The organism is Caballeronia terrestris, assembly GCF_001544515.1.
In the GTDB taxonomy this organism is placed as follows: Bacteria; Pseudomonadota; Gammaproteobacteria; order Burkholderiales; family Burkholderiaceae; genus Caballeronia; species Caballeronia terrestris.
Window position 1 is genome coordinate 201,523 of record NZ_FCOL02000004.1, and the last position, 25,294, is coordinate 226,816.

Genomic DNA, 25,294 nt, shown 5'->3' on the forward strand with positions numbered 1-25,294 from the left:
CACGCGCGCGGCGCACGAGCGCGCTTTTCCGAAGACTCCGATAGGCCGTTCGGCCAATCCGCGGAACAAGCCCGCCGATATCGAACCGCGGGCAGTCGCTTGCGGTAAAATTGCGACGAAAATGCGGCGGCAACGGCTGCCCGCAACGAGACGAAAGCTCCCTGATCCCAACGGACTCAACACCGGAAGTCGAATCATGTACCAGTCGGACATCACCCAGTTCATCAATCAGTTGAAAGCGCAGAAGCCGTCTCTGGAAGAAGAACAGCGCCGCGGCCGCGCGCTCCTGTGGGACAAGCAGCCGATCGACCTCGACGAACGCGCGAAGCAAAAAACCTCGCGCGTCGACCAGACGCCTTACGTCTACTACCAGAACTTCTGAGCGTGAGCGCCGCCCGCGAGGCGCTGCCGGCAACGGACGCGCCTCCCCAGGACGCGAAGGAACGCCGCGCCGCCGCGCTCGCCGCGCCTGCGACCGATTCGACGCCCGATACCATCGACGGCGTCGCTTTTGCGCACCTGTATGGCGAACCTCTCTGGAAGCTGCCGGCGGATCTCTATATTCCGCCGGACGCGCTCGAAGTCTTCCTGGAGGCGTTCGAAGGGCCGCTCGACCTCCTGCTGTACCTGATTCGCAAGCAGAATTTCAACGTCCTCGACATTCCGATGGCGGACGTCACGAAGCAGTATCTCGGCTATGTCGACCAGATTCGCGAATCGAACCTGGAACTCGCCGCCGAATATCTGCTGATGGCCGCGATGCTGATCGAGATCAAGTCGCGCATGCTGCTGCCGGTGAAGAAAGCCGATACCGGCGAGGAAGCGGAAGACCCGCGCGCCGAACTCGTGCGGCGTCTGCTCGAATATGAGCAGATGAAACTCGCCGCGCTGAGGCTCGATCAATTGCCGCAGCTAGGGCGCGACTTCCTGCGCGCCGAGGTCTACATCGAGCAATCGCCGACGCAGAGGTTTCCCGACGTCGACGTGATTGACCTGCGCGCCGCCTGGGCCGACGTCATCAAGCGCGCAAAGCTCGTGCAGCATCACAAGATTTCGCGCGAGGAACTCTCGGTGCGCGAGCATATGAGCGTGATCCTGCGGCGCTTGCAGAACGCGCGCTTCATGGAATTCTGCGAGCTCTTCGACACCGCGCGCGGCGTGCCGGTCGTCATCGTGAATTTCATCGCGATGCTGGAATTGTCGAGGGAATCGCTGATCGAGATCACCCAGGCCGAACCGTATGCGCCCATCTACGTGAGACTCGCGTATTCGCCCGCTTGAGGCGAGAATCCTTTTTTCTCACCTTGGCCTCGGAGCAGCGTGATCAAGGCTGCCCGCCTAAAGAGCCAACTCTGGCCGACAGGAGACACCCGCTCGATGAAAGTCATCAGCTCGATCCATGAACTGCGCGACCAGTTGCGCGGACAAAACCGCACCGCCTTCGTGCCGACGATGGGCAACCTCCACGAAGGCCATCTCTCGCTGATGCGGCTCGCGCGCCAGCACGGCGATCCGGTCGTCGCGAGCATTTTCGTGAACCGGCTGCAGTTCGGCCCGAACGAAGATTTCGATAAATATCCGCGCACGCTGCAGGACGACATCGAAAAGCTGCAGAAAGAAAACGTCTACGTGCTCTTTGCGCCGACGGAGCAGGATCTGTATCCGCAGCCGCAACAGTATCGCGTGCATCCGCCGCATGATCTCGGCGACATCCTCGAAGGCGAGTTCCGGCCGGGGTTCTTCCAGGGCGTGTGCACGGTCGTGATGAAGCTGATGTCGTGCGTGCAGCCGCGCGTCGCCGTGTTCGGCAAGAAGGATTACCAGCAGTTGATGATCGTGCGGCAGATGTGTCACCAGTTCGCGCTGCCGACCGAGGTGATCGCCGCTGAAACCGTGCGCGACACCGACGGCCTCGCGCTCAGTTCGCGCAACCGCTTTCTCGCGGCCGCCGAGCGCGCCGAGGCGCCGGTACTCGCCACGACGCTCAATCGCGTGCGCGACGCGGTGCTCGCCGGCAACCGCGATTTCGCGTCGGTCGAGAAGCAGGCGATGGATGCGCTTGCCGAGCGCGGCTGGAATCCCGATTACATCGCCGTGCGCAAGCGCGTGGACCTGCTCCCGCCCGGCCCCGCCGATACCGACGCGCCGCTCGTCGTGCTCGCCGCGGCCAAGCTCGGCACGACCCGCCTCATCGACAACCTCGAAATCTGAGAGAACGAAGACATGCAGCGAACCATGCTGAAATCGAAGATCCACCGCGCGACGGTCACGCATTGCGAATTGCATTACGAAGGCTCGTGCGCGATCGATGAAAACCTGCTCGAAGCGGCGAATCTCGTCGAAAACGAGCAGATCGACATCTGGAACGTGAACAACGGCGAGCGCCTGACCACCTATGCGATCAAGGGCGAGCGCGGCAGCGGGATGATTTCGCTGAACGGATCGGCGGCGCGCCGGGCGCAACTGGGCGACCTGGTGATCATCGCGGCGTTCGCGCAGGTGGACGAGGCGGAATTGAAGGCGGGCTGGAAGCCGGACCTCGTGTTCGTTGATGAAAAGAACCGCATCAAGGGCAGCCGGGACCACGTGCCGACGCAGAATTGGACGTGACTTTGATCTCCGCAAAAGCGGGCCGGGCGGCCCGCTTTTGCGTTGCAGGCTACTTCCCCGCCCACTCCACGATCGGCTGCCACTGCTCCAGATCCTTTTCCACGCGGCTTTTCGCGACGTCCCAGACGGTGAGCCCGTGCGCCGCAAGCTGCACGTAATTTTGTGTATCGCGTAAAAACCCGAGCACCGGCAAATCGAGTCCTTCGACGAACCGATGTAGCTGTTCCGCTGAGCGCGTGCGCGCATCGACCCGCATCCCGACCACGCCGATCTCGATCGCGCCCTTCTTCACCGCCTTCTCCTTCGACAACTTCTGCAGGAAATCCTGCGTCGCGAGGATGTCGAACATCGACGGCTGCAGCGGCACGATCACCTTGTCGGCCAGTTCCAGCGCCAGCGCGAGCCGGTTGCCGTGAACCCCGGCGGGCGTATCGACGACGGCTTTCTCCAGACCTTTCGGCGGTTTCGAAGGCGTATCGATGTCGATCGACCACTCTTCGATCTTCGGCAACGTGTCCGGCCGCAGCGTCAGCCACGCGTGGGAGGAGCGCTGCTTGTCGAGGTCCGCGAGCGCGACCCATTCGCCGTTCGCCGCGAAATACCCCGCCAGATTGGTCGCGAGCGTGCTTTTGCCGACGCCGCCCTTTGGATTCGCCACCACGATCACCGTCATAGAGTTTCCCGGAAATGTTCTGTCGGACAGCCGGAAAAGTCCAAATCCCGCTGGCCGGTTCGTTGTTTTGGAACCTGCAATGTTCGAGCCGTTGATATTATCGGCAAAACCGGCCTGCCGGATATCTTGCAAACAGCCAACGTTCCCCCGCCCATGACGACACTTCGCCCCGACATTACCCTCGATTTCCTGCGCAATCGCCAGCGCGGCCGGCTGCCGGAACTGCTCGGCGTCGAGCTGATCTCGCTCGAAAGCGGCACGCTCACCGGCGAATTGCCGATCCGGCCCGAGCTGCTCGCGCCCAATGGCTTCCTTCATGCGGCGAGCGTCATCGGCCTCGCGGATACCTGCTGCGGCTACGCGTGCATCGCGCATCTGCCCGAAGGCGCGAAGAATTTCACGACCGTCGAGCTGAAAAGCAATCACGTCGGGACGGCGCGCGAAGGCAGGATCATCGCGAAAGCGACGGCCGTGCACCTCGGGCGCAGCACGCAGGTGTGGGACGCGCTCGTGACCAATGCCGATGGGAAGACCATCGCGCTCTTTCGCTGCACGCAGATGATCTTGTATTAACCGAACGCTGCGCCGATCGCGTCCAGGTCGAGCGATTCGGCGAGCGTATCGGCGAGGCGATCCAGCGACGCCTCCCGCAGCGCCGGGTAATCGAGCGCCTCCGCCTGCGTGACACCCGCCCATTCGAGCAGCGCAGCGCAGGCTTCCGGCGTATCGAAGATGCCGTGCAGATAGGTCGCGGCGATTTGACCATCGTCCGAGATGGCGCCGTCCGGGCGACCATTGTCGAGATGCACAGCGGGCCGCGCCAAAGCCGCGCCGCTCGTGCGCCCCATGTGGATTTCGTAGCCCCGGACCGGCGCCGCGCCGCCGAGCGTCAGCCTTCCCGTGACGTTTTCCAGCAGCTTGTGCGGCGTAAGCGTTGTCGACAAATCGAGCAGCCCGAGCCCCTTCGCGCGCCCCGGCGGGCCTTCGAAGCCATCCGGATCGTCGATTTCGCGCCCCAGCATCTGCATCCCGCCGCAGATGCCGAGCACCTTCCCGCCATAGCGCAGATGCCGTTCGATCGCGCGATCCCAGCCGTTTTCGCGCAGCCAAGCCAGATCGCGCGGCACGCTTTTCGAGCCCGGGAGCACGATCAGGTCGGCGGGCGGCGGCGCGATGCCGGCCCGCACGTACTCGAAATCGACCTGCGGATGCGCGCGCAGCGCGTCGAAATCGGTGTGATTACTGATGCGCGGCAGCGCCGGGACGATCACCTTCAGCGCACCGCGCGCGCCGCGCGTGTGCGCCTGGCCCGGCAGCATGTCCTCGGCATCGAGCGTGAGGCCGTGCAGATACGGCACGACGCCGAGCACGGGCTTGCCCGTCTGCGCCTCCAGCCAGTCGAGGCCGGGCTTGAGCAAGCCGATATCGCCGCGAAACCGGTTGATGACAAAGCCGCGAATCCGCGCCCGCTCGCTCTCCGACAGGCATGCCAGCGTCCCGACCAGATGCGCGAACACGCCGCCGCGATCGATGTCGGCGACGAGCACCACCGGGCAATCGACGCGTTCCGCAAACCCCATGTTCGCGATGTCGCGGTCGCGCAGATTGATTTCGGCGGGACTCCCCGCCCCTTCGACGACGATCGCGTCGAACCCTGCCTGAAGCCGCGCGTAGGACGCGAGCACGGCATCGAATGCGATGGTCTTGTACTCGTGATACGCCCGCGCATCGAGGTTCGCGTGCGCGTGGCCGTGGATGATGACTTGCGCGCCGCGATCGCTCGTCGGCTTGAGGAGCACGGGATTGAAGTCGATCTGCGCATCGACGCCGGCCGCGATCGCCTGCAGCGCCTGCGCCCGGCCGATCTCGCCGCCATCGACCGTCACTGCGCTGTTGAGCGCCATGTTCTGCGGCTTGAACGGCGCGACCCGCACGCCGCCGCGCCGCGCGAGGCGGCACAGGCCGGCGACGAGTGTGCTCTTGCCGGCATCGGACGTGGTGCCCTGGATCATCAGAGTGCCGCGCGGGGCGAAATGCATGGTGTCGTCGGTTCCTTGGGGAGCCCGCTATCTTAGCCCGCCGTTACAATATGGCGATGACCTCTGCTCCATTGCGGGACCTCACCTTCATCCTCGGCGGCGCGCGCTCGGGCAAGAGCGCGCACGCCGAGCGGCTCGCCGCCGAGAGCGGCCTGCCCGTCACTTATGTGGCGACCGCGCGCATCGGCGATGCGGAATTCGAGGCGCGCATCGCGCATCATCGCGAGCGGCGGCCCGATCATTGGAAGCTCGTCGAAGCGCCGCTCGATCTCGCAGGCGCATTGCGCTCGGCGGCGCGCGAAGAACATTGCGTCCTGATCGACTGCCTGACGCTCTGGCTCGCCAACCTGCTCTGCCCGCCCGATGGCGCCGAACCGCACGCTTTTCCCCAGCAAGCCTTAGACGCCTTCGATTACGTTTTGGCCGAAGCGCCCGGCAAGATCATCGTCGTCAGCAACGAGATCGGGCTGGGCGTCGTGCCCCTCGGCTCGGTAACGCGCCTCTACGTCGACGAACTCGGCCGCCTGAACCAGCGCGTCGCCGCCGCCAGCACGCGCGCGACGCTGATGGTCGCGGGCCTGCCGCTCGCGCTCAAGGGCTGAGCGCCCATGCTCCTCCTCTCCTTCTACACAACGGCGATGCTGGCGATCGCGGGCGTGGTCGTCGATCGGGTGATCGGCGAGCCGGGCACGCGGCATCCGCTCGTCGCGTTCGGGCGGCTCGCGACGCGTCTCGAAGCGCGCATGAACACCGGCTTTCGCGCGCGGCCCGCGGGCATTCTCGCGTGGTTCGCCGCGGTCGTGCCGCCGGTCGCGATCGCGTGGCTGCTCGTGAGCTTGCTGCCGTTCGCGCTCGCGTGCGCCGTGCATGCGGCGCTCCTGTGGTTCGCGCTCGGCGGGAAGAGCCTGCGCGACCACATCGCGCCGATCGCGCGTGCGCTCGGCTTCGGCGACCTCGCTGCCGCGCGTACGCTGACCGCGCGCATCGTCTCGCGCGAAACCGCCGATGCAGACGAAGCCGCGCTCTCGCGAGCCGCCGTCGAATCGGCGCTGGAGAACGGCAACGATGCGATCTTCGGCGCGCTCTTCTGGTTCGCGGTCGCGGGCGGGCCGGGCGCGCTGGCGTTTCGCCTCGCGAACACGCTCGATGCGATGTGGGGCTACCGCACGCCGCGTTATCTGCGCTTCGGCTGGGCGGCCGCCCGCTTCGACGACGTCCTGAACTTCGTCCCCGCGCGCCTGACGGCGGCGAGCTACGCGCTCCTCGGGGACACGCGCACGGCGTGGCACTGCTGGCGCACGCAGGCGCCCTCGTGGGACAGCCCGAACGCGGGCCCGGTGATGGCGTCGGGCGCGGGCAGCCTCAACGTGCTGATCGGCGGGCCGGCGGTCTATAACGGCACGCTGGAATCGCGGCCGGTGCTCGGCTACGGCATGACGGCGACGCCGCAGCACATCGTGGCGGCGCTGCGGCTCGTCGAGCGGACGACATTCCTCTGGCTCGCGCTGTTCCTCTTTCTGGCTTTCATCAGCTTGGGCGCTCATGGCTGACACCTCAGACCCGATCCCGATCCGTCACGGCGGCAATCTGCGCGAAGCCGCGCGCCGCTATGCAATCCCTCTCGACGACTGGCTCGACCTTTCGACCGGGATCAATCCGCGCGGCTATCCGGTGCCCCCGGTGCCGCCCGACGCATGGCGCCGCCTGCCCGAAGATGACGACGGCATATCCGATGCCGCCGCACGTTACTACGGTGCACCGGCGGCGCTGCCCGTCGCGGGGAGCCAGGCGGCGATTCGTGCGCTGCCGGCATTGTTGCGGCCGGGCGTGGCTGGCGTCGCGCCGCTGACCTACGGCGAATACGCGCCCGCGTTCGAACGCGCGGGCCATCGCGTGATGCCGCTCGATATTCGCGCGGGCGAATTGCCCGGCGAACTCGATCACGTCATCGTCGCGAATCCGAACAATCCGACGACCGAGCGCATCGAACGCGATGTGCTTTTGCGCTGGCATCGGCAGCTCGTGGAGCGCGGCGGGACGCTGATCGTCGACGAAGCCTTCGCCGATGCCGCTGATCCCAGCGCATCGCTTGCAGACGAAACGGATCGCGAGGGACTCGTCGTGCTGCGTTCGGTCGGCAAGTTCTTTGGGCTAGCGGGGATTCGCGTGGGATTCGTGCTGGCCGCCGAGCCGCTGCGTCGCGCGCTGGACGACCGGCTTGGCGCGTGGACGGTGAGCGGCCCGGCGCGGCACGCGGTCCGCGCCGCGTTCGGCGACATCGCGTGGCAACAGGCGATGCGCACGCAACTCGCGACCGACAGCGCGCGCCTTGCCGCGCTGATCGCGAGCCATGGTTTTGAACCGAAGCCAGCGCCGCTCTTCGTCTGGTTCGAGACGCACGACGCCGCGTCGCTGCAACACGCATTGGCGACGCGCGGCATCTGGACGCGTCTCTTCGATCGCGCCGGCATGACGCCTAGCCTGCGCCTTGGCCTGCCCGGATCGGAAGGCGACTGGGCGCGTCTTTCACGCGCGTTCGCGGAGATTCACGCATGACGTTGCGGTACTTGGCAGCGTCGACAGCGTTGTTGATCGCGATGCAAGCGCACGCCGCGCTCACCGTCACCGACGACACCGGCGCCACCGTCACGCTCGATGCACCCGCCCAACGCGTCGTCAGCCTCGCGCCGCACGTCACCGAATTGCTGTTCGCGGCGGGCGGCGGCGCGCGCATCGTCGGCGCGGTGACTTACAGCGACTACCCGCGCGAGGCGCAATCGATACCGCGCGTCGGCGACAACAAGGCGCTCGATCTGGAGCGCATCGTCGCGCTGAAGCCGGACCTGATCGTCGTGTGGCGGCATGGCAATGCGGCGCGTCAGACCGAACGTTTGCGCGAGTTGCACGTGCCGCTCTATTTCAGCGAGCCGCAGCACCTCGACGATATCCCTGCCACGATCGACAAGCTCGGCACGCTGCTAGGCACGTCGAACACCGCCGCCGATGCATCGAACGCGTTTCGCCGCGACATCGCCACACTGCGCACGCGCTATGCGGCACGGCCGGCGGTCGGCGTGTTCTATCAGGTGTGGGACGACCCGCTGATGACGCTCAACGGTGCGCACGTCTTCAGCGAAGTGATCGGGTTGTGCGGCGGGCGCAACGTTTTCGCGGACCTGAAGCCGCTCGTCCCGACGATCTCGACCGAAGCCGTGCTCGCCGTGAACCCTGAAGCGATCGTCACTGCGACGCCGGGCGCGACGCAAACGGATCATCCGTTGCCAGCGCTCGCTCGCTGGAAACAATGGCCTTCGATGACGGCGGTCGCGCGCAACAACCTGTTCGGCATCGACGGCGATCTGATCAACCGGCCGACGCCGCGTCTCGCCATCGGCGCGACGCGGCTGTGCGAAGACCTCGAAGCGGCGCGCGCACGGCGGCCGAAGTGATCACGCGTTCCAGCGCACGAGCAGCCATTCGTCGCGCACGCGCCTGAGCCACACCATCGCGCCGTAATCGAGCGGCCATTGCAGCACGTTGGCCTGCTGCGCGTTCAGCAGACGCGCCGTGAGCACGCGGATCACGCCCGCATGCGTGACCGCGTGAACGGGCGCATCTTGATGAGCGCACGTATCGTCGAACCACTGCATCACGCGCACGTTGAACTGCGCGAGACTCTCGCCGCCATGCGCGCGAGCGTGTTCGAGATCGTCGGCCCAGGCATCGAGCAGCGCGCGATCGATGCTGTCCCACGCGCGGCTTTCCCATGCGCCGAAGTCGATTTCCTTCAGGCGTTCATCGGTGCGCACTGCGCCGAGCGCTCGCGCAATCAGCGCGCATCGTTGCAGCGGACTCGCGTGCCACGCGCCTGCGCACGGCGGCACGTTCAACGCACGCATGCGCTCGGAGAGCACACGCGCCGATGTTTCGGCATCGTCTGCGAGCGGCACGTCGGCTTGGCCGTAGCAGATGCCCGCAGCAATCGCGACGGCCGGATGGCGGATCAGGACGAGATCCATGCGAGCCCCGTCAGGTAGATCGTCACCTCGAAAAGCTGTTGCGCAAAGCCGAGACAATCGCCGGTATAGCCGCCGATGCGTCGCACGAAGTATCGGCCGATCGCGAAACGCATCACGATCAGCATGGCGATCGACAAGCAACCGAGCTGCCAGTCGGGCCAGAAGAGCCACGGCAATCCGCATATCACCGCAAGCCCGAACGCCGCCACGCTCATGCGCTGCGCAACCGGTTTTGCCTTGCCCTCGTCGCGCACGTAGTCGAGCGTAAGCAGATAACTGATCGCAAACGTGCGGCTCGCGGCATGCGCGGCGATCATGAGCCACACGGCGCGCATCGGTGGAAGAAAGGCGAGCGCCTGCCACTTCAAAGCCAAAACGACTACCAGCGCGATCGCGCCGAACGCCCCGATGCGCGAGTCGTGCATGATGCGCAGCGCATCGTCGCGGGTGAAGGCGCCGCCGAATGCGTCGAAGCAATCGGCGAGGCCGTCTTCGTGAAAGGCGCCGGTGAGGAGCAGCGTCGCGGCCATCGACAGCAGCACGGCGACGCTCGCGGGAAACACGCGCAACGCCACGAGATAAACGAGCGTCCCGACCCCGCCGACCATCAGCCCGACGAGCGGAAAATAGCGCGCCGCCGCGTTCAGGTAATGCCGCTCGAAGCCGACCCAGCGCGGCACCGGCACGCGCGTGAAGTAGCCGAGCGCGGTGAAGAAGTAGCGCAGTTCGTCGAGTGGCCGAAGCATCGCGTCACGCGTCCTTGTTCGACACGCCCGCCGATTCGAAGCTCGCCATTTCATCGACGAACGCGACCGCCGCGCGCAACAGCGGCAACGCGAGCGCGGCGCCCGTGCCTTCGCCGAGACGCAGGTCGAGTTGCAGCAGCGGCTTCGCATCGAAGTAATCGAGCATGCGCGCGTGCCCCGTTTCGTTCGATGCATGCGCGAACACGCAGTAATCGAGCACTTCAGGCGCGATCGCATGCGCGACGATGAGCGCGGAAGTCGCGATGAAGCCGTCGACCAGGATAGTCATGCTCGCGTGCGCGGCGGCGAGATACGCGCCCGCGATCATCGCTATTTCGAAGCCACCGAACGTGGCGAGCGTATCGACGGGATCGCGGCTTGAAGGATGGCGTTCCAGCGCGGCCGCGAGCACGTCGCGCTTGTGGCTCACGCCTTCGTTCGACAAACCCGTCCCCCGTCCGACACAGACGTCGATCGGCAAGCCGCACAGCCGGCTCATCAAACACGCCGCCGCCGACGTGTTCGCGATCCCCATCTCGCCGAAGCCGATCACGTTCGTTCCGAGCGCCGCGTGATGACGCACGCGCTCTGCACCGCGTTCGATCGCTTGCAGCGCTTCGTCGCGCGTCATCGCCGGTCCGTGCGCGAAGTTGCGCGTGCCACCGCGCCGGATCGCGATGTCGATCAAGCCATCGGACGCGGGCAGCGCCGTCGCGACGCCCGCATCGACCACTTCCAGCGTCATGCCGACCGAGCGCGACAGCGCATTGATCGCCGCGCCACCCGCCACAAAATTTGCGACCATCTGCGCGGTCACTTCCTGCGGATACGAACTCACGCCCTCCGCCGCGATGCCGTGATCGCCCGCAAAGACGATCATCGCGGGGCGTTCGATGCGCGGCTTCGTCGTCCGCTGGATCAGGCCGATCTGCAACGCGAGCGATTCGAGCCGGCCGAGGCTGCCGGGCGGCTTCGTCTTCGTATCGATGATGTGCTGAAGCTCGAGTTCGAGCGAGCGGTCGAGCGGTTGCGGCAGGTCGTGGATGAGTGGCATCGATTCGTCCAGTGGGGATCAAAGGTCTGGCGTGCGCATCACGGGCACGAGCGCCTCGTGATCGCCTTCGCGGATCAAGGTGAGCGGATAGCCGAACGCGGCGCTCGCACGCTTCGCACTCAGCACGTCGCGCGCGGGGCCGGTGTGCGCGCGGCCGGCGCCGTCGAGTAGCAAAGCGTGCGTTGCGAAGCGGCGCGCGAGGTTCAGGTCGTGGCACGAGAAGATCACCGTGCGCACGTCCGGCCGGTCGCGCGTCCAGCGGGTAAGCACTTGCAGGCACTCGATCTGGTGATGCAGGTCGAGATGCGAAAGCGGTTCGTCGAGGAAGAGGAGCGGCGCGTCCTGACAGAGCGTCGCAGCGAGCGCGACGCGTTGCCGCTCGCCGCCCGAGAGCGACAGCACATCGCGCGTCGCAAACGACGCAAGCCCGAGCGAGTCGAGCGCGGCCTGCGCCGCGCGACGATCGGCGTCGCTTTCCCAGCCCCAGCCGGTCAGATGCGGGAAGCGGTTGAGCATTACGATTTCGAGGACGGTGGCGTTGAACGCGTCGTGCGCGCTTTGCGGCATCACCGCGCGGCGTCGTGCGAGATCGGCGGCGCGCCAGCTATTCAACCCGATGCCATCGAGCGACACCGACCCCACCGCCGGCTTCGACAAACCGCCAAGCGCCGCGATCAGCGTCGTCTTGCCCGCGCCGTTCGGCCCCGCGATGCACCAAACTTCTCCGGGCGCGAACGTCTGCGTGAGCGCTGCGATCAGCGTGCGGCTCGCGGCGCGCAAGGTGAGGCCGTCGGCGCGAAGGGTCATCGCGGCCTCCGCAGCAGCATCCACAGGAACACCGGCACGCCGATCAGCGCCGTGATCACGCCGACTGGCAACTGCGCCGGCGCGATCGCCGTGCGCGCGATCAGATCGGCGCCCATCACCGCGACGCCGCCCGCGAGCGCCGCCGCCGGCAGCAGCATGCGCTGGTCGTTGCCGAACGCGAGCCGCAGCACGTGCGGCACGACGAGCCCGACGAAGCCGATCGTGCCGGCGGTTGTGACGGCGGCCGCTGCCGCAAGCGACGCCACCAGATAGATGCGCAACCGCAGGCGCACGACCGGCACACCGAGCGCCTGCGCGGCCGCATCGCCGCGCAGCATGACGTTGAGTTGCGGCGCTACAGGCACGATCGACGCGAGCACGACAATCAGCGCGATCAGCGCCGTCCACGGCGCCGCGACGCCGTTGAGATCGCCGGTCAGCCAGAAGACCATGCCGCGCAGCCGGTTCTCCGGCGCGACCGCGAGCATCAGCGTGATCAGCGCGCCCCAGCCCGCCGCGATCACCGCGCCCGTCAGTAAAAGACGCGGCGACGCGTCTTGCGGCTCGCCGTGCCAGAGCTCGCGGCGGGCCAAGCCGAGCACGAGCAGGATCGACAGGAATGCGCCGGCGAAAGCGGCGGCATCGACGCTCCACCACGGCAGCGACGCGAGCATCGCGGCGAGCGCGAACGTCGCCGCGCCGCCGGACACGCCGAGCACGTAAGGCTCGGCGAGCGGATTACGCAAGAGCACTTGCAGCAGCGCGCCGCCCATCGCGAGCAGCGCGCCCGACGCGAAGCCCGCGAGCGCGCGCGGCAAGCGCAGGCTGAGCACGATTTCATCGATCACATCGGGGGAAGAAGCGCGCGCATGCATCAACGCATCGATCACGCGTGACGGCGAGACCGCGATACTGCCAAGCGCAAGCGACGCCACGAACACGACGAGCGCCGCCACGGCAAGCGCAGTCCAGATCGCGGCGGCGCGGCTCACGTTCATGCCGCGCGCGAGCGTCTGTTCAATGCTCAAAGCTGCCGCCAGCCGAGCGTGATGGTCGCGCCGCGCCGCGGCGTGTTGTACGAATAGGCGAGTTCATAGTCCTTGTCGAACAGGTTGTCGATGCGCGCATCCACGTACCATGACTTCGTGATCTCGTAACGCGCCGACAGGTTCACGACGCCATAGCCCGCCAGCGTCGACTCGTAGTCGTTGCGCGCGCCGCTGACGATCCACTCGCCGCCGACACGCCAGGCGCCGATCGACCGGTGCGCCGTGAACGACGCGAACCTGCGCGCGCGCCGCGTCAGTTCCTCGTGATTCGTTTCGTCGAGTGGATTCTGGAACGTGAAGCTCGCGCGGACGTCCGTTGCGCCGACGTGCCCCTCCCACGATCCCTCGATACCCTGAATCTTCGCGCGCCCCACGTTCTGCGCGATATAGAAGCCGCTGCCGTCGCCCGCGTAATCGATCAGATTCGTATAGCGCGTCTGAAACGCCGTCAGGCGCAGCACGCCGATCTTCCCCGATGCGTACTGCAACGCCGCTTCGACCGAATGGCTGCGCTCGGGCTGGATCGACGGATTGCCGCTGAACGGATAGTACAGATCGTCGAAGCTCGGCGCGCGGAACGACGCGGCGTAGCTTGCGGTCACCTTCCAGTGCGCATCGAAGTTATAGCCGTAGCCGAGATAGTAGCTGTTCGCGCCGCCGAAATCGGAGTACTGGTCGCGGCGCACGTTCGCCTGGAACTGGCTCGCGCCGATGCGGCCCACGTAGCCCGCGAACACGGAATTCACGTGGCGATCGGGGGCGGCGAGTTCATCCGAATCGAGCGACTGGTCGACGTGTTCGTAGCCGAACAGCAGCTTGTGATCGCGCGCGAGCTGGAAGTCGTTCTGCCACACGAACTGGCGGTTCTCCGAATCGAAGCGGTTCGTCGTGACGCCGTTCTGCTCGATCGCCGCGCGATCCTGTCCCTGCGCCAGCGTGAAGTGCGTGGTCCAGCGATCGGTCAACCTGCCGTTCGCGAACACCGACGCCGAGCGCACACGATCGTGCGATTTATTCAGGTCGGTCGGCACGCCGTATGCATCGTCGAAACTGTTGATGCCGTTCGACTGCAAGAATCGTACGCCGCCGTCCCACTTGTCCGTGAATGCGTGGCGCAGCGCCGCCGCGACGCTTTCGTTGAGATAGCCATTCGCGTTCGGATTGGCGTTGGGCGCGACTGCCGGATCGATCGACGAGAAGCCGTCGGTCTTTTCGCGCGAGACGGTCACGTTGAACGTGGTGCGGCCGTCCTGGTCGAGCGCGCCGTTCGCGCCAAGCTGCTGGCGCTGCGTGTGATAGCTGCCGTATTCGGCTTCGAAGTTGAAGCGCGGTGGATGGTTGCCACCCTCCTTCGTAAAAATTTGCACGACGCCGCCGATCGCCCCCGATCCATACAGCGCGGACACGTTGCCGTTCACAACTTCGATGTGGTCGATTTCATCGAGCATGAGCTGCGAGAGCTGCGCGGCGCCGAGCCCCGCCGACTCGACGCGCACGCCGTCGACCAACACGAGCGACTGCGCCGACGACGCCCCTCGTATGTACAACCCCGACGATGCGCCCGGCCCGCCGTTGCGCGTGATCTGCACGCCGGGCGCGAGCGCGACGAGGCCCGAAGCATCGGACGAATTCGTGTCGGCGATGTCCTGCGCGTCGAAGAGCGTAGCTTGTGCGATGGCGTCGGCGAACGGCTCGGGCGCGCGCGTCGCGGTGACGACGATGGGCTGCAAAGCCTGCTCGGTTTGAGCAAGCGCCGCAAACGGCAGCGCGCCGGCGACGACGAGCATCGGCCGGACAACGCGGACGAGGGGATGAAACATGTGTGAAGCGTTTCCTGTCGATGGCGAGCGCGGCCCGCTCCCCGCAGGCTTCATGCGCAAACGGTGCTGCCCCGTGCGAAGCACGAGCGGCACGTGACCATTGGCCGGTATCCGGGCTGGCGACATCATCGGCCCGCCTTCCCGCGCGAAAACGCGCAGTGGCATCGACACATTTGTTCGCGCGCCGCGTTTCAGGTGACGAAAAACGCATCACGCATGAACGGCGGCCATCGACCAAACGCATCCGGGACGACTTGCAACTTGCGTGGCTGTCGCTTACCGTTGCGGGGGCAGCACAGGTTGGCTCGTCCTCGTCGGACTCTGCTCCCTGTTTCCCGTTTGACTGCGTCCGCATGAATGCGGGCGCGAGCACCAAAAGTGCGGCAAGTGTAGGAGCGGCACCGGAGGGCGTCAAGAAAGCGGAACGACTGCGCTCATGCATGTCAAAGGTTTGCGCGCGCATCAACGCGTATGAACAAGCGACGACGCGCGACAAAAACGCCCCGCTCTTTCCCCACACGAATTGCGCGGCAAACGCGTTTTACGCGCAAGAACGCGTGCTGTTACGTCTCGAAACGAGACATTTATCGGAAGCCCGGTTGAACCGCGCTAAAATGCGAGGTCTTTAGAGGACGCAGCACATGCTCAACGAACTCGAATCACTTTCACAGAACATCGGCCGGCTGATCAAGATCAGCGAACGCCATCATCAAGCGCGCCGCACGCTCGAAGAGCAACTCGAACAGGTGCGTGCCGACTATGCCGCCGTGCAGAGCGAACTCTCGCAAGTGCGCGACGAGCGCGATTCGCTGCAAGCGGAACGCGACGGCCTCTCGGCAAAAATCGACGACGCTCAGGTGCGCCTGAACGCCATCCTCGAAAAATTGCCGCGCGCGAAGGCCGCGCCCGAGCCCGACAATCAACTGGATCTTCTTGGCCCCGATTCGCCGCCGCACTCATCGTCCGATGCAGAACACGAACCTGCGCATGCAGGTGAGATGCACGGTGAGCACAGCCACGGAGAAAAAGCATGACGACCAAGCAGATCGAAGTATCCATTCTCGGACAGCAATACCGTCTCGCCTGCTCGGCGGAAACCGAAGACGCGCTGCGCGAAGCCGTGGCCCGCGTCGATGCGGAAATGTCCAAGGTGCGCACTGCAAGCAACGTGCGCGGTACGGATCGCATCGCGGTGATGGCGGCGCTTTCGCTGGCGTCGGAATTGCTTAAGCTGCAAAACAGCGTGCGTCACGGCGAATCGTTCCCCGCGGAAGAAATCCGCCACACGATGCACCAGATGAACGAGCAGCTCGGCGCCGTGATTGCGCAATACGAAGCGCAGTAAGCCCTTGAAATAAGCAGCAAAGTAAAGCGCAAGTTCGCTTTGTGCGGTGGCCGTCCTTAATTCGAGAAAGATTAAAAGTCGTTGCTGCATCCAGCTAACGATTGGTGTAGAGTTAGTACTCCCTGCCTGGTTCGCCAAGGTCATATATTCCTTGAACCAATGCCATTGTGCACGGTTGCGGAAATTTGTAGCACGGGCGCGCGCGTCACTCTGTCTGATGTACCCGAAGTGCTGCCTACTGCGACCAATCTTGAACCCAGGTTCAGGATGCCGGCCTAGCGGCTAAGGCGGGGACCTTATACGAACGGCATCGGTTTTTCCGATGCCGTTTTTCTTTGCTCTCAACCTTCTCTCTCGATCATGCGCTACTGGCTCATGAAGTCCGAACCGGACGAAGCAAGCATCGATCATCTCGCGCACGCGGCGAAGAAAACCCTGCCGTGGACCGGCGTGCGCAATTATCAGGCGCGCAACTTCATGCGCGATGCGATGCAGGTCGGCGACGGCGTGCTCTTCTACCATTCGAGTTGTCCGCAGCCGGGCATCGCGGGGATCGCGAAGGTGTCGTCGACTTCGTATCCCGATCCCACGCAGTTCGACCCCAAGAGCCCCTATTACGATGCGAAGTCGACGCAGGAAACGCCGCGCTGGCTACTAGTCGACGTGAAGTTCGTGAAGAAGACGCCGCTCGTGCCGCTCGCCACGTTGCGCGAGCACGAAGAACTCGCCGGCATGAAGGTGCTCGCGAAGGGCAACCGGCTGTCGATCACGCCGGTCACCGAAGCGGAGTGGCGCTTCATCACCGAGCATCTCGTCTAGGCACACAGGGAACTTCACGCACACGCGCGCCGCCTAAGTGGCGTCGCGAATCGCGCGATTCATGCCCCGGAGTTTCACGATGATCAAAAAGAACACTGCGTTCGCACTCGCAGCCGCCGCCATTTCGAGCGCGGCGCTCACGATGTCCGCGAACGTCGCCGCGCAAACCGTCGTCACGCAGCCGCAGCCTTCAGGCGTGCTCTCGCTTGCAGCGCAAGCGAGCGCCGAAGTGCCGCAGGACACCGTCGACATCACGCTCTTCTACGAGCAGCAGGCCGCGGACGCGTCGTCACTGACGACCACGCTCAACCAGCGTGCAGACGCCGCGCTGCGCATGGCGAAGGGCGTCGACGGCGTCACGGCGCGCAGCGGCTCGTTCACCGTCTATCCGTCGACGGATCGCGACGGCCGCATCTCCGCGTGGCGCGGCCGCACGGAAGTCGTGCTCGAATCGCATGACTTCGAAGCGGCATCGAAGCTTGCGGGCAAGATGAGTTCGTCGATGCAGGTCGGCAACGTCGCGTTCTCCTTGTCGCCGCAAGCGCAGCGCACGGCTGCGCAAAAGCTCTCGTCGCAGGCGATCGAATCGTTCCGCCAGCAGGCGCAGGCATCGACGCAGGCGTTCGGTTACAACAGCTATACGATCCGCGAAGTGAGCGTCAATCACGACGGCGGCTCGGCGCCGCGTCCCGTGATGATGATGCAGGCGCGCGGCATGAGCGCCGACGCGAAGATGGCCGCGCCGATGGCCTTCGAAGCGGGGACGTCGACGGTGACGGTCAACGTGTCGGGATCGGTGCAGATGGGGCGTTGAACGTAACGCCCTCGCCATGAGAAACGCCTCGCTGGGTAAAACCAGCGAGGCGTTTGTTTAAAATCATCAAGCCGCGTTCGCCGGCTTCGGTGGCAGGCGCTTGTCGCGCCGGTACGCCCAGATCATGATCCCGATGCCGACGACGATCATCGGCACCGAAAGCCATTGGCCCATCGAAAGTCCGAAGGTCAGCAAGCCTAGGTAGTCGTCGGGTTCGCGCGCGAATTCAACGGTGAAGCGCGCGAGTCCATAGCCGATCAGAAAGAGCGCCGAGCCCGCGCCCATCGGACGCGGCTTGCGCGAGAACGTCCACAGCAGGATGAAGAGCACGAATCCTTCGAGCGCGATCTCGTACAACTGCGACGGATGGCGCGGCAACATGTGATAGCGCGCAAAAATCTCCGTGAGATGCCACTGCATGTCGGCCTGCGAGTGCTTGGCTAACCAGATCGCATCATCGTTCGCGGCGCCGGGGAACAGCATCGCCCACGGTGCGTTCGGATCGGTCACGCGGCCCCACAGCTCGCCGTTGATGAAGTTGCCGAGGCGCCCCGCCGCGAGTCCGAGCGGCACCATCGGCGCAACGAAATCGGTCACTTGCAGCCAGGTGCGCTTGCGCTGGTATGCGAAGAGGATCATCGCGAGCGTCACGCCGATGAACCCGCCGTGAAACGACATGCCGCCTTCCCACACCTTGAAGATGTCGAGCGGATGAGCGAGATACCAGCTCGCCTTGTAGAAGATCACATAGCCGAGCCGGCCGCCCAGGATCGTGCCGAGCACGCCGTAGAACAGCATGTCGTCGATGTCGCGCGCAGTCCAGCCTTGCGCCGCGACGTGCGGCAGGCGCAGCCGCAACCGGCCGACGACGACCGCCGAGACGAACGCCACCAGATACATGAGACCGTACCAGCGCACGGCGAGCGGCCCTAAGTGAATCGCGACGGGATCGAAATTGGGATGAATGAGCATCGTAGGTTGTAGTAGCGGTTCGAGATGCGCGAACTATAAAGCGTCAACTTATAAGCGCGAACTAGGTAGCAGGCACCGCGGCGCCGTGGGCGCGCACGATGTCGATGAAACCGGCGAGCACGGGACTCACTTCCGCCGCGCGCCAGACGAGCCCCGTCTCGACGAACGGCCCGTCGACGCAGAGCGGACGATACACCACTCCCGTGCGGCGCAGATTCCTGAGCGACTGCGGCACGAGCGCGACGCCCATGCCGGCGGACACGAGGCTCACGATGGTTTGCATCTGGATCGCCTCCTGGCCGATGCGTGGCGTGAGTCCTGCCGCGCCGTAGCAACCCATAATGATGTCATAGAAACCGGGCGCGAGCCGTCTCGGGAAGACGACGAGCGGAGCCGGGGCCAGTTCCTGCAGGCTCACCGGCGTATCGGCCCACTCGCAGGCGCCCTGCCCCAGTTGCGTGGCGAGATCGGCGGGCATCGCGGCGACGAGCGGCTCGCGCGCGATAGGCAGGTACGACAGCGCCGCCGCGTGCCGGGGTGGCAGCGGCGGAATGACGAGGCCTGCGTCGATGCGGCCCGCGACGAGTTCCTCGATCTGCACGTCGCTCGTCGCTTCGGTCAGCTGCAACCGTACGCCGGGATAACGCGCGCCGAAATCGCGCAATAGCGGCGGCAAAAGCCCGTAATCCGCGGTCGATACGAACGCGAGCGACAGCACACCCGCCTCACCGCGGGCGAGCGATTGCGCGAGCGGACGCAGCGCGTCGGCGTCTGCGAGCAGGCGGCGCACTTCCGGCAGCAGGTCCGCGCCGACCGGCGTAAGCTCGACCGAACGCTTCGTTCTTGCGAAAAGCGCGACGCCGAGCGCGTCCTCCAGCGCGCGGATCGCCTGCGAGAGCGGCGGCTGCGTCATCGCGAGGCGCGCGGCCGCGCGGCCGAAGTGCATTTCCTCCGCGACGGTCACAAAATAGCGCAACAGGCGCAGTTCGACGGGCGGATTCCGCTGGTCCATTGATATCTTCCACGACCTAATAAAGCCTGAATAATATATTGGACAGACACTTGCCGACGCTGCATTCTTCCGGCACTAAACGAAAAAATCCTCAAGGAGCCCCCAAATGGCCTACAACCGCCGCTCGAAAAACATCACCCAGGGCGTGGCGCGCTCACCCAATCGCTCGATGTACTACGCCCTTGGCTACAAGGAAGAAGACTTCGACAAGCCGATGATCGGCATCGCCAACGGCCACTCGACGATCACACCGTGCAACTCCGGCCTCCAGCGTCTCGCCGATGCCGCCGTCGAATCGATCCGCAAATCGGACGCGAATCCGCAGATTTTCGGCACGCCGACCATCTCCGACGGCATGTCGATGGGCACCGAAGGCATGAAGTACTCGCTCGTCTCGCGCGAAGTGATCGCCGACTGTATCGAAACGGCCGTGCAGGGCCAGTGGATGGACGGCGTCGTCGTGATCGGCGGCTGCGACAAGAACATGCCGGGCGGCATGATCGGCCTCGCGCGCATGAACGTGCCGGGCATCTACGTGTACGGCGGCACGATTCGTCCGGGCAACTGGAAGGGCAAGGATCTGACCATCGTGTCGTCGTTCGAGGCGGTCGGCGAGTTCACGGCCGGGCGTATGTCGGAGGAAGACTTCAAGGGCATCGAGAAGAACGCGTGCCCGTCGAGCGGCTCGTGCGGCGGCATGTACACGGCCAACACGATGAGCTCGTCGTTCGAAGCGCTCGGCATGTCGCTGATGTATTCGTCGACGATGGCGAACCCCGATCAGGAAAAGGTCGATTCCGCCGCCGAATCGGCGCGCGTGCTGGTCGAAGCGGTCAAGAAGGACCTGAAGCCGCGCGACATCATCACGAAGAAGTCGATCGAAAACGCCGTCGCGCTGATCATGGCGACGGGTGGCTCGACCAACGCCGTGCTGCACTATCTGGCGATCGCGCACGCGGCCGAAGTGGAATGGACCATCGACGACTTCGAGCGCATGAGGAAGAAAGTGCCGGTGATCTGCGACCTGAAGCCGTCGGGCCAGTACGTCGCGACCGATCTGCACAAGGCCGGCGGCATTCCGCAAGTGCTGCGCATCCTGCTCGACGCGGGGATGTTGCACGGCGACTGCATCACGATCACGGGCCGCACGATCGCCGAAGAACTGAAGGACGTGCCGGGCAAGCCGCGCGCCGACCAGAAGGTGATCTACCCGGTCGATAAGGCGCTCTACGACGAAGGCCACCTCGCGATCCTGAAGGGCAACCTCGCGCCGGATGGCGCGGTCGCGAAAATCACGGGGCTGAAGAACCCGGTCATCACCGGCCCGGCGCGCGTGTTCGAAGACGAGCAAAGCGCGATGGAGGCGATCCTCGCCGACAAGATCAAGGCCGGCGACGTCGTCGTGCTGCGCTATCTCGGACCGCAAGGCGGCCCGGGCATGCCGGAAATGCTGGCGCCGACGTCGGCGATCATCGGCAAGGGGCTCGGCGAATCGGTCGGCCTCATCACGGACGGCCGCTTCTCCGGCGGCACGTGGGGCATGGTGGTCGGGCACGTCGCGCCGGAAGCGTTTGTCGGCGGGACGATCGGGCTCGTGCGCGAAGGCGATTCGATCACCATCGACGCGCACAAACTGCTGCTCGAACTGAACGTCGATGCCGCGGAAATCGAGCGCCGTCGTGGCGAGTGGAAGAAGCCGGCGCCGCGTTACACGCGCGGCGTGCTGTCGAAGTATGCGGCACTTGCGCTGCCCGCGAACAAGGGCGCTGTGACGGGCTGAATCTCTTCGGCTAACCGCAAATGAGAAGGGGCGCACGACTCAAATCGTGCGCCCCTTTTTTTGCGATGCTTAGCCCTTCTTGCGCCGCACCAATTCCTCTTCCACCGCTTCGCGCACCCAGTCCGTCAGTTCGCTTTCGAGCGCGAGCGCTACTTCGCGCGTGATCTGATTGACGAGCCACGTCGAATGTTCGCGCAGCGCGTCGCGGCAACGCGATTCGATCAGCTCGCGTCCGTCGCCCGACAGGAAACTCGTGAAGCGCCCATGCAGGCGTTCGGCGAGGAATTCGGCATCGTATTCGTCGTGGGCCGCGTTCGCAGGCGCGTCCTGCCCCGGCGTGCGTGCATACTCCGGCTTGCCCGGCACTACGACTTCGGTGAGAACGGGGATCGAGGTATCGAAAGCATCTGACGTATTGGACACATTCACTCCGTCTCTATAAATATCCGGCCGATGATAGCGCGCTGCATGCGCGCGCTATGTTCGGTCACGCGCCCTGCTTGTAATTGTTCAGCGCATAGCCGCGATCGCGGTAGAAGCGATACCGCTCGCGCCCCGCGACGAGTTCCTGCTCCTCGTTGCCGACCACTTCGAGCAAACGCTCGAAGCGCGCAAACTGCGGCGGCACGGTCATCCCGAGATTGACGAGAATGCGGTGATGCGGCACGTCGTCGAGATTTGCGGCGAGCACAACAGGCGTATCGGCCGCGAGCGGGCTGCCCGCCATGCAGTGCGGCACGAAATCGAGCGGCGAGAAAGTCCACAACTGCTCGTCGAACGCAGCGAGCCGCGCGGGCTCGGCGAGCACGACGATCGGCTCGCCGCTCAGGTACGCCTTTCGCACGAGACGGCATGCATACGCAATCGAATCGCCGACGTTCGAATGGAAGTCGATGCGCGTCATGCGTGCGCCTCTTGCATCTTCGGCGCTGAAGGAAAACGCGCCGTCATTGGCCCGCGCGGTCGATCAGGAACTGCGCGAGCAGCGGCACCGGCCGGCCGGTCGCGCCCTTTGCCGCGCCGCTCTTCCACGCAGTGCCCGCGATATCCAGATGCGCCCACGGATAGTTCTGCGTGAAGCGCGACAGGAAACACGCCGCCGTCACGCTACCCGCCGGACGGCCGCCGATATTCGCGACATCGGCGAAATTGGACTTGAGCTGATCCTGATACTCGTCGTCGAGCGGCAAACGCCAGGCCGGATCGACCGCTTCGCGCGATGCATCGAGCAATTCGCCCGCGAGCGCGTCGTCCTTCGAGAAGAGACCCGTGTTGTGATGGCCGAGCGCGATGATGCACGCGCCCGTGAGCGTCGCGATATCGACGACCGCCGCCGGCTTGAAGCGTTCCGCATATGTGAGCGCATCGCAGAGGATGAGGCGGCCTTCGGCGTCGGTGTTGAGCACTTCGATCGTCGTGCCGGACATCGCCGTGATGACGTCGCCCGGCTTGAGCGCATTGCCGGCCGGCATGTTCTCACAAGTCGGCACGATGCCGACGACGTTGAGCTTCAGCCCCATCTCCGCGACGGCGCGCAACGTGCCGAACACCGACGCCGCGCCGCACATGTCGTACTTCATCTCGTCCATCGCTTCGCCGGGCTTGATAGAGATGCCGCCCGAATCGAACGTGATGCCCTTGCCGACGAGCACAACCGGCGCGCCCGCGTTCTTGCCCGCCCCCGCGCCCTGATACTGCATGACGATGAACGCGGGCGGCTCGATCGATCCCTTCGCGACCGCGAGGAACGAGCCCATGCCGAGCGCTTCGATCTGCTTTTGTCCAAGCACTTCGACCTTCAGCTTCCAGTCGCGGCCGAGCTTCTTCGCGGTCTGGCCGAGATACGTCGGCGTGCAGACGTTCGGCGGCAGGTTGCCGAGATCGCGCGTCAGGTCCATGCCGTTGGCGAGCGCGGCGGCCTGCTTCGCCGCGAGCTTCGCGGCCTTCTCGTCGGCCGGGTCGATGCTGAACACGATCTTCTTCAGCGCGCGCGTGCCGTTCTCCGGCTTGCTCTTCATCTGCGTGAACTTGTAGGTCAGCTCGCGCAGAGCGAGGATCGCGGCGCGCACGGCCCAGTCGCCGCTGCGCTCGAGCACGGGCAGTTGCGCGAGCGTGAACGTCACTTGCGCGATTTTCGTGCCGAGGATCGCGCGCCATGCGGCACGCACCGCTTCGCCGTAGGCTTTCTGATTGAAGGCATCCTGCTTGCCAAGCCCGACCAGCAACAAACGCGATGCGCCGATGCCTGTTACTTCCTGCAGAAAGAGCGTCGTGCCCGCGCGGCCGCTCATGTCGCCGGCCTTCACGACGCGCGTGACGAGGCCCTTGGTAACCAGATCCATTTCGAGTGCGGCACCCGTCAGCGTCTGCGCTTCGAACACGCCGACCACCACGACATCGGCCTTCCCGGTGAGGAAACCATTTGCTGCGCCTTTGCTCCAATCACAGGCTTTTATGCTAAAGTCCATCGCGCTTATCCTCGGATAAAATCTGGGCTGAAGGATGAAAGCCGCAATTATCCGCTATTTTTTCCGCGGCGGTCACAGGCGAGAGTCTCCGGGAATGTCACCATCACCCGTCGTCTGTCAAAGCATGCGCATTCGCCTAATGCATCGCCGCCGGCCATCGGTTTCCAATCAATGATCTTCGAACGCTCCCTACAGCGCGAACTCGCGTATACGGCCGGCGCCGTATTCATGGTGCTGCTCACGATCATGCTGACGACGATGATGATCCGCATCGTCGGCTTCGCGGCATCGGGCCAGGTCGACCCGCGCGACGTCGTCGTGCTGATCGGGCTCACCGTCATCGGCTATCTCGCGGTCATGCTGATCGTGACGCTCTTCGTGTCGATCCTCTTCGTGCTCACGCGCTGGTATCGCGACTCGGAGATGGTCGTGTGGCTCGCGTCCGGCGTGAGCCAGACGCGCCTCATCAAACCCGTCGCCGTATTCTCCACACCGATCATTTTGTTGATCGTGTTCTTCGCCTTCGTCGGCTGGCCGTGGTCGAACCAACAGAGCAAGCTCATCAAGGCGCGCTTTCAACAGCGCGACGAAGTCTCTCTGCTCGCGCCGGGCCAGTTCCGCGAATCGCCGGCGAGCCATCGCGTGTTCTTTATCGAGAAGATGTCGCCGGATCAGGGGCACGTCGAAAACGTGTTCGTGACGAGCACGGAAGGCGGCAAGGTGAACGTGATCGTCTCGAAGAACGGCCACACCGAAACGCGCAACGACGGCGATCGCTTCATCGTGCTGGAAAACGGCCGACGTTATGACGGCGAGCCCGGTCAGCCGAACTTCCGCATCATGGAGTTCGAGCGCTATGGTGTGAAGATACAGAGCCACCAGGTGGTCAACACGCCGACCACGACGGGCATTTACACGCCCGACCTGCTCGCCAATCCGACCAAGGACAACCTCGCCGAATTCGCGTGGCGCGCGGGCCTGCCGCTCATCGCGATCAACCTGATGCTGCTCGCCATCCCGCTCTCCTACCAGAACCCCCGCCGCAGCCGCACGATCAATCTCGTGATGGCCGTGCTGATCTACCTGACGTATTCGAACCTGCTGAACGTGGTCCAGTCGTGGATCGAGCAAGGGAAGATGTCGTTTGGCGTCGGCATCATCGGGCTGCACGTGCTCGTGCTGGCGCTCGTCGGCTTCATCTTCTGGCTGCGCGTGCGCAACCGGCCGCTCTTCAAGCTGCCGTCCTTCCGCTCGAAGGAGGCCTGAG

28 protein-coding genes, 1 other RNA gene and 1 riboswitch are annotated in these 25,294 nt (G+C 65.0%); of the genes, 16 read left to right on the top strand and 13 right to left on the bottom strand.

The annotated features are described in order from the left end of the window. Positions 1-193 precede the first annotated feature (193 nt). The 4 genes from AWB67_RS05590 to panD all read left to right on the top strand — a co-directional run bounded on the left by AWB67_RS05590 (position 194) and on the right by panD (position 2,610). Positions 194-382 (top strand): DUF3460 family protein, encoded by a 189-nt coding sequence (locus AWB67_RS05590; protein WP_181505519.1) that lies wholly within the window; start codon positions 194-196, stop codon positions 380-382. Between the two features lie 2 nt (positions 383-384). Further along, positions 385-1,281, top strand: a complete 897-nt coding sequence (locus tag AWB67_RS05595; RefSeq protein ID WP_087655237.1) for a segregation and condensation protein A — start codon at positions 385-387, stop codon at positions 1,279-1,281. Between the two features lie 96 nt (positions 1,282-1,377). After that, complete coding sequence (panC, locus tag AWB67_RS05600; protein WP_087655238.1) at positions 1,378-2,211, top strand: pantoate--beta-alanine ligase; 834 nt, start codon at positions 1,378-1,380, stop codon at positions 2,209-2,211. Positions 2,212-2,223: 12 nt separating this feature from the next. Then, entirely contained in the window at positions 2,224-2,610 is a 387-nt protein-coding gene (gene panD, locus AWB67_RS05605; protein WP_087655239.1) for an aspartate 1-decarboxylase, read from the top strand. A 49-nt stretch (positions 2,611-2,659) separates the two neighbouring features. Here the strand turns inward: panD and AWB67_RS05610 are convergent, their stop codons facing one another. Then, positions 2,660-3,283, bottom strand: coding sequence for a ParA family protein (locus AWB67_RS05610; RefSeq protein ID WP_087655240.1), 624 nt, complete (start codon positions 3,281-3,283; stop codon positions 2,660-2,662). Between the two features lie 153 nt (positions 3,284-3,436). Here AWB67_RS05610 and AWB67_RS05615 point away from each other — a divergent pair, with 153 nt between their 5' ends. Next, positions 3,437-3,856: a PaaI family thioesterase gene (locus tag AWB67_RS05615; protein WP_087655241.1), complete on the top strand. Its 420-nt coding sequence runs from the start codon at positions 3,437-3,439 to the stop codon at positions 3,854-3,856. Here the strand turns inward: AWB67_RS05615 and AWB67_RS05620 are convergent. Continuing rightward, positions 3,853-5,322, bottom strand: a complete 1,470-nt coding sequence (locus AWB67_RS05620; RefSeq protein WP_087655242.1) for a cobyric acid synthase — start codon at positions 5,320-5,322, stop codon at positions 3,853-3,855. The genes AWB67_RS05615 and AWB67_RS05620 overlap by 4 nt on opposite strands. Before the next feature lie 56 nt (positions 5,323-5,378). On the opposite strand from AWB67_RS05620, the gene cobU reads away from it, so the two are divergent. The 4 genes from cobU to AWB67_RS05640 are packed head-to-tail and all read left to right on the top strand — an operon-like array spanning position 5,379 to position 8,771. Beyond that, the gene (gene cobU, locus AWB67_RS05625; RefSeq protein WP_087655243.1) at positions 5,379-5,924 is read left to right on the top strand and encodes a bifunctional adenosylcobinamide kinase/adenosylcobinamide-phosphate guanylyltransferase; all 546 of its coding nucleotides are present in this window, start codon (positions 5,379-5,381) and stop codon (positions 5,922-5,924) included. A 6-nt stretch (positions 5,925-5,930) separates the two neighbouring features. After that, positions 5,931-6,872, top strand: coding sequence for an adenosylcobinamide-phosphate synthase CbiB (gene cbiB / locus AWB67_RS05630; protein ID WP_087655244.1), 942 nt, complete (start codon positions 5,931-5,933; stop codon positions 6,870-6,872). Further along, positions 6,865-7,878, top strand: coding sequence for a threonine-phosphate decarboxylase CobD (gene cobD, locus AWB67_RS05635; RefSeq protein WP_087655245.1), 1,014 nt, complete (start codon positions 6,865-6,867; stop codon positions 7,876-7,878). Before cbiB ends, cobD begins: the two co-directional genes overlap by 8 nt. Beyond that, a complete protein-coding gene (locus tag AWB67_RS05640; protein ID WP_087655246.1) occupies positions 7,875-8,771 on the top strand; it encodes a cobalamin-binding protein in 897 nt (298 codons plus the stop codon). The genes cobD and AWB67_RS05640 overlap by 4 nt, the downstream gene beginning before the upstream one ends. Here the strand turns inward: AWB67_RS05640 and cobC are convergent, their stop codons facing one another. Genes cobC through AWB67_RS05670 form a run of 6 tightly spaced genes read right to left on the bottom strand, consistent with a single transcriptional unit; the run spans position 8,772 to position 14,784 of the window. Further along, the gene (gene cobC / locus AWB67_RS05645) at positions 8,772-9,341 is read right to left on the bottom strand and encodes an alpha-ribazole phosphatase family protein (RefSeq protein WP_087655247.1); all 570 of its coding nucleotides are present in this window, start codon (positions 9,339-9,341) and stop codon (positions 8,772-8,774) included. It abuts the gene before it with no gap. Beyond that, positions 9,326-10,087: an adenosylcobinamide-GDP ribazoletransferase gene (locus AWB67_RS05650; protein ID WP_087655248.1), complete on the bottom strand. Its 762-nt coding sequence runs from the start codon at positions 10,085-10,087 to the stop codon at positions 9,326-9,328. The genes cobC and AWB67_RS05650 overlap by 16 nt, the downstream gene beginning before the upstream one ends. 4 nt (positions 10,088-10,091) lie before the next feature. After that, a complete protein-coding gene (cobT, locus tag AWB67_RS05655) occupies positions 10,092-11,141 on the bottom strand; it encodes a nicotinate-nucleotide--dimethylbenzimidazole phosphoribosyltransferase (protein ID WP_087655249.1) in 1,050 nt (349 codons plus the stop codon). An 18-nt stretch (positions 11,142-11,159) separates the two neighbouring features. Continuing rightward, on the bottom strand, positions 11,160-11,948 hold the full coding sequence (locus AWB67_RS05660; RefSeq protein ID WP_087655250.1) for an ABC transporter ATP-binding protein: 789 nt from the start codon (positions 11,946-11,948) through the stop codon (positions 11,160-11,162). Then, entirely contained in the window at positions 11,945-12,946 is a 1,002-nt protein-coding gene (locus AWB67_RS05665) for a FecCD family ABC transporter permease (RefSeq protein ID WP_087655318.1), read from the bottom strand. The genes AWB67_RS05660 and AWB67_RS05665 overlap by 4 nt, the downstream gene beginning before the upstream one ends. Before the next feature lie 26 nt (positions 12,947-12,972). After that, positions 12,973-14,784 carry a TonB-dependent receptor domain-containing protein gene (locus AWB67_RS05670; RefSeq protein ID WP_235025051.1) on the bottom strand — a complete coding sequence of 604 codons (1,812 nt, stop codon included), beginning with the start codon at positions 14,782-14,784 and terminating at the stop codon, positions 12,973-12,975. Positions 14,785-14,902: 118 nt separating this feature from the next. After that, a riboswitch (cobalamin riboswitch) is annotated at positions 14,903-15,209 on the bottom strand. Positions 15,210-15,458: 249 nt separating this feature from the next. On the opposite strand from AWB67_RS05670, the gene AWB67_RS05675 reads away from it, so the two are divergent. The 5 genes from AWB67_RS05675 (at position 15,459) to AWB67_RS05695 (ending at position 17,795) form a co-directional block, all read left to right on the top strand. Beyond that, on the top strand, positions 15,459-15,851 hold the full coding sequence (locus tag AWB67_RS05675; protein WP_087655251.1) for a DUF4349 domain-containing protein: 393 nt from the start codon (positions 15,459-15,461) through the stop codon (positions 15,849-15,851). Then, complete coding sequence (locus AWB67_RS05680; protein WP_087655252.1) at positions 15,848-16,162, top strand: cell division protein ZapA; 315 nt, start codon at positions 15,848-15,850, stop codon at positions 16,160-16,162. The genes AWB67_RS05675 and AWB67_RS05680 overlap by 4 nt, the downstream gene beginning before the upstream one ends. A gap of 116 nt (positions 16,163-16,278) precedes the next feature. Then, a non-coding RNA gene (ssrS, locus tag AWB67_RS05685) (6S RNA) lies at positions 16,279-16,460 on the top strand. A 62-nt stretch (positions 16,461-16,522) separates the two neighbouring features. Next, a complete protein-coding gene (locus AWB67_RS05690; RefSeq protein WP_087655253.1) occupies positions 16,523-16,981 on the top strand; it encodes an EVE domain-containing protein in 459 nt (152 codons plus the stop codon). Between the two features lie 79 nt (positions 16,982-17,060). Continuing rightward, positions 17,061-17,795 (top strand): SIMPL domain-containing protein, encoded by a 735-nt coding sequence (locus tag AWB67_RS05695; RefSeq protein ID WP_087655254.1) that lies wholly within the window; start codon positions 17,061-17,063, stop codon positions 17,793-17,795. 66 nt (positions 17,796-17,861) lie between these two features. Here AWB67_RS05695 and lgt read toward each other — a convergent pair whose 3' ends face one another. Then, on the bottom strand, positions 17,862-18,767 hold the full coding sequence (gene lgt / locus AWB67_RS05700) for a prolipoprotein diacylglyceryl transferase (RefSeq protein WP_087655255.1): 906 nt from the start codon (positions 18,765-18,767) through the stop codon (positions 17,862-17,864). 61 nt (positions 18,768-18,828) lie between these two features. After that, a complete protein-coding gene (locus AWB67_RS05705; protein ID WP_087655256.1) occupies positions 18,829-19,779 on the bottom strand; it encodes a LysR family transcriptional regulator in 951 nt (316 codons plus the stop codon). A 106-nt stretch (positions 19,780-19,885) separates the two neighbouring features. Between AWB67_RS05705 and ilvD the strand changes: the two genes are divergently transcribed. Then, positions 19,886-21,559, top strand: a complete 1,674-nt coding sequence (gene ilvD / locus AWB67_RS05710; RefSeq protein ID WP_087655257.1) for a dihydroxy-acid dehydratase — start codon at positions 19,886-19,888, stop codon at positions 21,557-21,559. A 69-nt stretch (positions 21,560-21,628) separates the two neighbouring features. Here ilvD and AWB67_RS05715 read toward each other — a convergent pair whose 3' ends face one another. The 3 genes from AWB67_RS05715 to AWB67_RS05725 form a co-directional block, all read right to left on the bottom strand. Further along, a complete protein-coding gene (locus AWB67_RS05715; protein WP_087655258.1) occupies positions 21,629-21,982 on the bottom strand; it encodes a DUF2486 family protein in 354 nt (117 codons plus the stop codon). Between the two features lie 64 nt (positions 21,983-22,046). Continuing rightward, positions 22,047-22,463: a DNA polymerase III subunit chi gene (locus AWB67_RS05720; RefSeq protein ID WP_087655259.1), complete on the bottom strand. Its 417-nt coding sequence runs from the start codon at positions 22,461-22,463 to the stop codon at positions 22,047-22,049. 43 nt (positions 22,464-22,506) lie between these two features. After that, a complete protein-coding gene (locus tag AWB67_RS05725) occupies positions 22,507-24,027 on the bottom strand; it encodes a leucyl aminopeptidase (RefSeq protein ID WP_087655260.1) in 1,521 nt (506 codons plus the stop codon). Positions 24,028-24,198: 171 nt separating this feature from the next. Between AWB67_RS05725 and lptF the strand changes: the two genes are divergently transcribed. Then, a complete protein-coding gene (gene lptF / locus AWB67_RS05730; RefSeq protein ID WP_087655261.1) occupies positions 24,199-25,293 on the top strand; it encodes an LPS export ABC transporter permease LptF in 1,095 nt (364 codons plus the stop codon). Position 25,294 lies beyond the last annotated feature (1 nt).